We start from the raw sequence: 6,235 nt of genomic DNA, 5'->3' as shown, positions 1-6,235 counted from the left end.
TTCTTGTTCCCAGTCACTACTCTCCCATAAATGTACATAATAATCCCGTGCACAGCGCCGGACAATCCACTGCACTTTCTCATAGCGTTCCTTGAAGTTCATGTTATCTCCTTTTTCTTTGATAATATGATTCTACAAGAAAAACTCTTCCCTCAGGCCTCCTATCCCTATCCTGTCTATTTTTTGCCCCAACTGGTTCCTAACGCAAAATTTTTCGACATCTCAGGGACTTTTTGGAACATGTTAGACTTTATATAATAAAAAATAGCCTGATTACCCAATTGGTAATCAAGCTATTTCAATTAGAAAAGCACCTCTCATTTTTCTTCCATTTTGGACTTAATTTCATCATAAGAAAGGGCATGTGCTTCTCGTTCTAAGTCTTTTTCAGACTCTTCCGGCATCTGGCCTGTTTCATAGAGAGATTTAATTTGAGTGCTATCAAGCGTTTCATATTTAAGGAGCGCTTCAGCAATCAATTTGTGGGTTTCACGATTTGCTTGAATGATCTCAGCTGCTTTGTTTCGTGCTTCATTTAATAATGAACGTACTTCCTCATCAATTTCATAGGCTGTTTGCTCTGAAATTGATTTTTGCGGACTAGCTGCGCCAAACATAGCATGATTACCTTCATATTGAACTGGGCCAAGTTTTTCACTCATACCGTACTCAGTGACCATTGCACGCGCCATTTGTGTAGCTTGTTCAAAGTCATTTGAAGCCCCTGTTGTTTGCACATTAAAGATGATCTCTTCAGCTACACGACCACCCATGAGACCAGCCAATTGCTCTTTCATGTCTTCTTTAGACAGAAGCATTTGGTCTTCTTTAGGCAGGGCAATCATATATCCGCCAGCACGACCACGAGGTACAATGGTTACCTTGTGTACGACACGCGCGTTGGACAAAACAAGTCCGACAATCGTATGCCCCGCTTCATGGTAAGCGACAATCTGACGATCGCGCTCTGAAACGGTTTTATCTTTCTTAGATGGTCCTGCGATTACTCTGTCTTCTGCTTCATCAATATCATCGGCATCGATGACTTTTTTGTTACGACGAGCAGCAACTAAAGCAGCTTCATTCAAGACGTTTTCCAAATCAGCACCAACAAAACCAGGTGTCTGTTGGGCAACTAATTTCAAATCAACGTTTTTAGCCAATGGTTTATTCTTAGCATGAACACGAAGAATAGCTTCCCGACCCTTCACATCAGGACGGCCGACCAAAACTTTTCTGTCAAAACGACCTGGACGTAGAAGGGCTGGATCAAGAACATCTGAACGGTTTGTCGCAGCAATTACGATAATTCCTTCATTGCCCTCAAAACCATCCATTTCAATCAAGAGTTGATTGAGTGTTTGTTCCCGTTCATCATTACCGCCACCGAGGCCAACACCACGCTGACGACCAACAGCATCAATTTCATCGATAAAGATAATTGCAGGCGCTGCTTTTTTCGCATCTTCAAATAAAGAACGAACACGGCTTGCTCCGACACCAACGAACATTTCAACAAAGTCAGAACCTGAGATGCTAAAGAAAGGAACACCTGCTTCACCAGCAACTGCCTTAGCAAGCAAGGTCTTACCAGTCCCCGGAGGGCCTTCCAAAAGAACACCTGCTGGAATGCGAGCACCCAGCTTTGTATAACGTTTTGGATCTTTTAGAAATTCAACAACTTCAACAAGTTCTTGTTTTTCCTCTTCTGCACCAGCAACATCTGAGAAGCGTACTTTGATATCTTCTTTATTAGCAGCACGAGCTTTATTGCGTCCAAAATTCATAGCGCCACGGGCACCGCCACCGCCACCTTGATTCATCATAGACATAAAAATGAAGGCAATGATGATAAATGGAACCAAGGAAATCAAAAGATTAATCCACATTCCACTGGAGCTTTCACGCTTAATAGTCACCTCTGTTTCATGCTCAGCAGCTAGCTTTTGCAAATCAGAAACTGTTGTATCTGATGGCAACACAACACTGGTAAATCTGCTAACTTTTGAAATTTCCGGACTGAAAAACAGGATTCCTGTCGTATCTTTTGATTCTTTAGGTTTTTTGTAAGTACCCGATACCTCGATAATACTACCATTTGGCTGGTAGCTCATCTCCGTAACATTATTATTTTGGATTTCTTTCACTAATTGACTGTAGTTGATTTGCTGGCTACGACCTGTCGCATTTCCTGTAAAGAAATACTGAAAGCCTGTAACAAGGACTACAATAATTAGAATATAGAGAAAAGGATTTTTTATAAAACCATTATTTTGTTTATTTTTCATTTATATCTAGTAAACCTTTATTTTGTATAAACTTCTTCTTTCAAGACACCTACATAAGGAAGATTACGGTAATACTCATCATAATCCAGTCCATAACCTACCACAAATTCATTTGGAATTGTAAAGCAAGTGTAGTCTGCCTCAATGTCAACAATGCGTCCTTCTGGCTTATCCAACAACGTAGCAATTTTTACAGATGCTGCATTTCTTTCTTTGAACAAATTACACAAATTCTTCAAAGTTTGGCCAGTATCGATAATATCTTCGACAAAAAGAATATCACGACCAGTAATATCTTGATCAATATCTTTGATAATATTAATCACACCACTACTAGTTGTACCGCCATGGTAACTAGACACCAGCATAAAATCTAATTCAATATCTGTATCCACGTGTTTGATTAATTCGGCGATAAAAGGAACTGAACCCTTCAAAATTCCTACAAAAATAGGCTTTTTACCTTGATAGTCTACTGTCAGCTGTTGGCCCATTTCTTTTGCCGCTGCTACGATTTCCTCATGAGAAACCAATATTTTTTTAATATCTTGTTCTAGCATAATTTTACCTATCTAATTTTCTGAATATAAAGTACAGTACTCATTATATCACTTTTTAATTCCTTACTCAAATCACTGATAGCGATATTTACAATTGCCAAGATCTGCTGATTTTGCTCAACAACAATCGCTTTTTCTCGTTCCTCAAATGGAATTTTTTTATCAATGAATAGCCGACGAAGTTTTTTGTGATGTCCTTTCAAACGAAGATAATCACCTGTTTTTCTGTGACGTAAAAGAAGTGGTGTTTCACGTGAAACAGCAATCGCTTGAACATTTTCACCCTCCAAAGGAGAGCCAAATGAGAATTGATACTCTCCAAATTGAAGTAGATTACCACATTCTAACAGAATTGACTCCACTTTCAAATCAGACTTACGACTGATTTTTCTGATTTCAAAATGCTTATAATCCTTCACCAACTCATATCTATCCTTTAAAGGGTGGATATAATTAGCCTTGGTTCGTAAGATTCCTAAGATTTCTTCAAATTGCTTTTTATTTATATTTAATGAAGGAAATTTCTTTAAATATTCCTGCAGGAGAAAATTTTGCACTTCTGGAATTTGTTGCTCAAACACTTCAAGATTTGTAATGTCCAATCCCTGCGTCAGATGAGACAAAGCTGTCTGTAAATCCTCAACCTCTTTCCCTAAAGAAATCAGAGAATCCTTAAAGCGTGGATTTTCCTTTTCAAGATTGGGAAGATAGAGATTACGGATCCGATTTCTGAGATAGTCATTTTGAAAATTGCTCTCGTCTTCAAAATACAAAATATCAGGAAAGTCTTGCTTATGAAAATAAAGTAGAGGTCGGATTAATTCCCCGTTTGCAAAGGGTTGAACCTCTGTCATTCCAGACAAGTGTCGCAGCCTTGCTCCTCTTATTAACCTCATAAACACCGTCTCGGCCTGATCATCAGCATGGTGAGCCGTTACCAAGGCCGTGTAGCCTTCTGCCAGCATGATTTCTTCAAAAAAATGATAGCGAAATCGCCGAGCTTTTTCCTCAGAAAAATCACCAGAAAAATTTGAGCTGAAAAATTTCACACCAAGTTTCTGGGCAAAATTTGACAGCTCTTTTTCTTCCATATTTGACTCTGGACGTTGCTTGTGGTTGACATGCGCTATCCCCAGTTCAATCTCTAGCTCTTCCCTGTTTTGGTACAAAAGATGGAACAAAGTCATCGAATCCAAGCCACCAGAAACTGCTACCAGCACTTTTCGATGATTTTGAAAATACCGCTTTTCCTGCACTTGCTTGCGAAACTTCTGATCAATCATTTCAGAACTCCGTACACATCATCTGCGATTTTAGAAATTGTATCGTAATCCGAATTGTTCGTAAGAATTGCAATGATAAATGGCGAATCCGCATACACAATAGCGACATCGTGCTTGAAGTCGTAAGCATCACCGATTTTATGAGCAACTTTTACATTGATGTTTTTAGAAATTCGCTGATTATCATAATTTGTCTGAGATAAGGCATCAATAATCATGCCATTTTGCTCATAAATAGCTTCCATAACATTGCCTGCCATTCGAGCTGAAGCTTGTCTGCTTTCCACATCCCACTTCTTGCCCGCAATTTTTTCAATAGTATTTTGAAATTTGCTATCAGATTGATTGCTTGTATAGTAGGCAAGGATATTGTGGGCCACATTATCCGACTCTTTTGCTACACCATTGATTAAGTCCTGCACAGAATATTCCTTATCATTTGCTGATTTGGAAATACTACCGCTTCCCTCAGGGTCATAGGCACCTGCAAAATCATTGACAGCCGCTGTATATTTAAACTTTTTATCCAAGGAAATGGTATGATTGTTCAGTTGCTCCTGCGCATAATAAAGATAAGGAATTTTCGTCACACTGGCTGAGTACATTTGTTGATCTGGATTAATTCCTGCTTCTTTGCCCGTGTCTAGCTGTTTTACATAAATTGAAAAGTCAGCTTTTTTGTACTTAGAATTTAAAAGCTCCTGAACTTTTTCCATTCGATTATCTTCTTGGGAAAGAAAATCAACAGAAACCCAACCTTGACCTTCAATTTTAGCGTATTCTCCCTTAGCTGTTTGAACAATTTGTACTACCTTTACTTTGCTATAAGCAGGTAGTTTAGCTGCAATCTTTTTAGAAGAATTGATCGGGATAGTATCGTAGAGCACATAGTTAGGGACCAGCCATCTTTCCTGTTTAACATCTGTGATAGACTGAACCGTATCCTCATAAATGCTATTCTTATCTGCAATTACAAACTGGCCATTCTTTAATTTAAAGATAGGAATCCCAGCTTCATTCACGTGCAACTCTGTCAGCTGTAGTGGCTGATCTGGCAGAAGTTTCCCAGCTACCTTAGTCAAAGTAGCATCCGTAAAAGTAGGCGTTTCTTCATAAACATTAGGATTTGTAGGGATACTCATATGGTAACGGCCATAAGCTGTACCTGTCAGCTGATACTTTTCTTCTTCGTCTAAAACAAGTTCCTTTTCAGTACTGATTACTGTCTGACTGCTCCATAAGGCTGGCAGTAAAAATATCAGCAAAAGTAACTTACGCATGACCTCCCCTTTCCTTTTTTGTTTCTTGAAGTTTTAAAGCTTGATTCTTTTCGGATAATTCTGCTAGTTTTTCATCCGAAAAAGATAAAAATTTCTCTATATTTTGAAGTAAATTTTCCATGATTATTGTGGTAATAAATCTGGTGTTGTGTAAATGTATTCTCCTTCTTTTGAAAAAGAATACTTGGCACGAGCATATTTAGCAGCGTAGCTGTCATCTTTCAACTTGGTCGCAATATCAGACTGATATTCCTTATCTTCACCTAGTTTTTCATATTTTTTTTGTAGTTGTGCATATTGAGCACGGCGATTAAGTAAAGTTTCGTAGCTCTGGTATAAATTATAGGCTGGAAGGATAAAAAGTAGCATAACTAAAATTAGAACCCATCCCATAAAACGATTTCGCTTCCGACGCTCCTCATCGAGGTATCTGCGACGCTGATTTTCATCTTGGATAAAGCGATTATTTATTTGAACAATATTTCTAGACATTTTCTTCAATCCTTGTCTCACTGATAATTTCATACATTTTAGCAGCATCTTCTTTTTTAGTGCTGTCTTTCATCTCAAGAACCCGCACTGTTAGTAGCTTATTGCCAAAACGAACTTCAATTTGATCATTGATTTTCAAATCTGTCGAACTTTTTGCCAGGATTCCATTTACCTTGATACGGCCTTTATCTGCAACCTCTTTAGCTACAGGGCGTCGCTTGATAATGCGTGATACCTTTAAATATTTGTCTAATCTCATAGTCTTTTCCTCGATTTTCTCTTAATATTCTATCATTCTTTTGAAAGAAACAAAGCTTAAAAGCTGAAATTTT

At 38.2% G+C, this 6,235-nt stretch carries 7 protein-coding genes and 1 pseudogene; all 8 read right to left on the bottom strand.

Annotated elements, in window-relative coordinates:
- Nucleotides 1–102 (bottom strand): annotated as a pseudogene (locus tag D8792_RS11700) (sigma-70 family RNA polymerase sigma factor); the annotation flags it as partial.
- A 215-nt stretch (nt 103–317) separates the two neighbouring features.
- Nucleotides 318–2,288, bottom strand: coding sequence for an ATP-dependent zinc metalloprotease FtsH (gene ftsH, locus D8792_RS05365; protein ID WP_125373202.1), 1,971 nt, complete (start codon nt 2,286–2,288; stop codon nt 318–320).
- 17 nt (nt 2,289–2,305) lie between these two features.
- Nucleotides 2,306–2,848, bottom strand: coding sequence for a hypoxanthine phosphoribosyltransferase (hpt, locus tag D8792_RS05360; RefSeq protein ID WP_125373201.1), 543 nt, complete (start codon nt 2,846–2,848; stop codon nt 2,306–2,308).
- Between the two features lie 8 nt (nt 2,849–2,856).
- Nucleotides 2,857–4,131: a tRNA lysidine(34) synthetase TilS gene (tilS, locus tag D8792_RS05355; RefSeq protein WP_125373200.1), complete on the bottom strand. Its 1,275-nt coding sequence runs from the start codon at nt 4,129–4,131 to the stop codon at nt 2,857–2,859.
- The gene (locus tag D8792_RS05350) at nt 4,128–5,411 is read right to left on the bottom strand and encodes a serine hydrolase (protein ID WP_125373199.1); all 1,284 of its coding nucleotides are present in this window, start codon (nt 5,409–5,411) and stop codon (nt 4,128–4,130) included. The genes tilS and D8792_RS05350 overlap by 4 nt, the downstream gene beginning before the upstream one ends.
- Nucleotides 5,404–5,532, bottom strand: a complete 129-nt coding sequence (locus tag D8792_RS11695) for an SP_0009 family protein (protein WP_125372373.1) — start codon at nt 5,530–5,532, stop codon at nt 5,404–5,406. Before D8792_RS11695 ends, D8792_RS05350 begins: the two co-directional genes overlap by 8 nt.
- A 2-nt stretch (nt 5,533–5,534) precedes the next feature.
- Nucleotides 5,535–5,903, bottom strand: a complete 369-nt coding sequence (locus D8792_RS05340) for an FtsB family cell division protein (RefSeq protein WP_015604164.1) — start codon at nt 5,901–5,903, stop codon at nt 5,535–5,537.
- Nucleotides 5,896–6,162, bottom strand: a complete 267-nt coding sequence (locus tag D8792_RS05335; RefSeq protein WP_005591371.1) for an RNA-binding S4 domain-containing protein — start codon at nt 6,160–6,162, stop codon at nt 5,896–5,898. The genes D8792_RS05340 and D8792_RS05335 overlap by 8 nt, the downstream gene beginning before the upstream one ends.
- Nucleotides 6,163–6,235: the final 73 nt, after the last annotated feature.

It is taken from the genome of Streptococcus cristatus (assembly GCF_003943505.1).
GTDB lineage: Bacteria > Bacillota > Bacilli > Lactobacillales > Streptococcaceae > Streptococcus > Streptococcus cristatus_E.
The sequence above is the reverse complement of the archived record's forward strand: the minus strand, read 5'-3'. Positions and strand labels throughout refer to the sequence as shown.